Source organism: Nostoc sp. MG11, assembly GCF_014904695.1.
Classification (GTDB): domain Bacteria; phylum Cyanobacteriota; class Cyanobacteriia; order Cyanobacteriales; family Nostocaceae; genus Komarekiella.
This window is the reverse complement of sequence record NZ_JACXXN010000170.1, coordinates 1-1430: the sequence shown is the minus strand read 5'-3', so window position 1 is coordinate 1430 and position 1430 is coordinate 1. Positions and strand designations below refer to the sequence as shown.

Sequence of the window (1430 nt, the reverse complement as noted above, 5' to 3'; positions counted from 1 at the left end):
GTACATTCCAGGTAGTGTTTCGTCGCTTCCAGCACCTAAGTGCTTTGGAAGAAGTGTCTGATATTTGGTCTGACTCTCGACAAGCCCGCATTAGATAAGTTTCTAAAGTTGAGATTTTGGGCAACTAACTTAAGTATGAATTACTAATCTAACTTCAAGTATATTTCCAAAATAGAAGACAGCCGATAAGCTGTTATCATCATGCTGGATCTCGAATATAGTGAAGAAAATCTGGGGTATCTAAGCTGAAAAAGCTTAGATATCCTTATATACATTTGTCGGAAGTGGTGAGAGTTAATTTAGAGTGAAAAAGCTTAACTTCCTTCATATTATATTGGAGAATAATTTAATATTATGTCCTATATCCGAGACTTAGCTAAACAAATCCTGCCAAAGCAGATTCTGCCTACTGTTATACACTTCACTGGAGAACTACAATCAATTTGGTATGCAGGTCAGCAATATACTTGCCCTTGTTGCGGAGGAGTATTTCGTAAATTTCGGACTGGTGGTGTTAATAAAAGGCAAAATGCCGTATGTCCTAAATGTAATTCGTTAGAACGACATCGTTTACTGTGGATGTATTTGAAGAATAAAACTAATTTGTTTGTGAAAGACTTAAGAGTTCTTCACATTTGCCCGGAGTTTTTTTCTGGAAAGCATTAAATTCTCTACCGTTAATTGAATATACTGGTGCCGGTTTGAATGCTCCATTTGCAACAGTTGAAATGGATATTACAAATATTCATCAACCAGATAATTTATATGACGTTATTTTGTGTAACCACGTTTTAGAACATATCCCTGAAGACCACAAAGCAATGTGTGAGTTATTTAGAGTCCTCAAGCCTGGTGGTTGGGCAATCTTACAAGTACCGCTTGATTACGAAAGAAAAACAACATTTGAGGATTTCAGTATTACTTCTCCTAAAGACAAAGAATACTTTTTTGGTAAAGATGACCATGTAAGAGTTTATGGACTCGATTATAAAGATAGGTTGGAAAAAGCTGGTTTTACAGTTGAAGTTATAGACTATGTAAAGGAATTAAAACAAGAAAATATTCTCAAACACTGCTTGCCAGACAGAGAAGATATCTATTTATGTATAAAGAATCGCTCGGTGTAAAGTTCCGATGCTTCAGTGGCTAACCTTACGGAGGAAGATTAATCACGTAGATATGGACTCTTTCTACGCATCGGTGGAACAATGGGATAATTCTGGCTACCGAAGCAAACCATTAGTAGTTGGTGTCAGTCTTAATACCCAGGCTCATTACCAAAAAACACACTGCTTTTGAGTTTCGGAAAGCTTTGCAGTAATTATTAATGAATTCTCGCCAAGCAGAGGACGTTTACAATAAAAAGGGTGTTTTGGAGAGCGAGAAGTGTAGCCATAAAATATTGTGAATCTATCTAATATTTTAGGTAT

At 36.2% G+C, this 1430-nt stretch carries 3 protein-coding genes; all 3 read left to right on the top strand.

Annotated elements, in window-relative coordinates; genetic code table 11:
* The first annotated feature begins 354 nt into the window (after positions 1–354).
* The 3 genes from HCR01_RS37870 to HCR01_RS37860 are packed head-to-tail and all read left to right on the top strand — an operon-like array spanning position 355 to position 1299.
* Positions 355–666, top strand: coding sequence for a hypothetical protein (locus HCR01_RS37870; RefSeq protein ID WP_193201007.1), 312 nt, complete (start codon positions 355–357; stop codon positions 664–666).
* Complete coding sequence (locus tag HCR01_RS37865; RefSeq protein ID WP_193201006.1) at positions 636–1127, top strand: class I SAM-dependent methyltransferase; 492 nt, start codon at positions 636–638, stop codon at positions 1125–1127. The genes HCR01_RS37870 and HCR01_RS37865 overlap by 31 nt, the downstream gene beginning before the upstream one ends.
* Positions 1128–1134: 7 nt before the next feature.
* Positions 1135–1299, top strand: a complete 165-nt coding sequence (locus HCR01_RS37860; protein WP_193201005.1) for a hypothetical protein — start codon at positions 1135–1137, stop codon at positions 1297–1299.
* Positions 1300–1430: the final 131 nt, after the last annotated feature.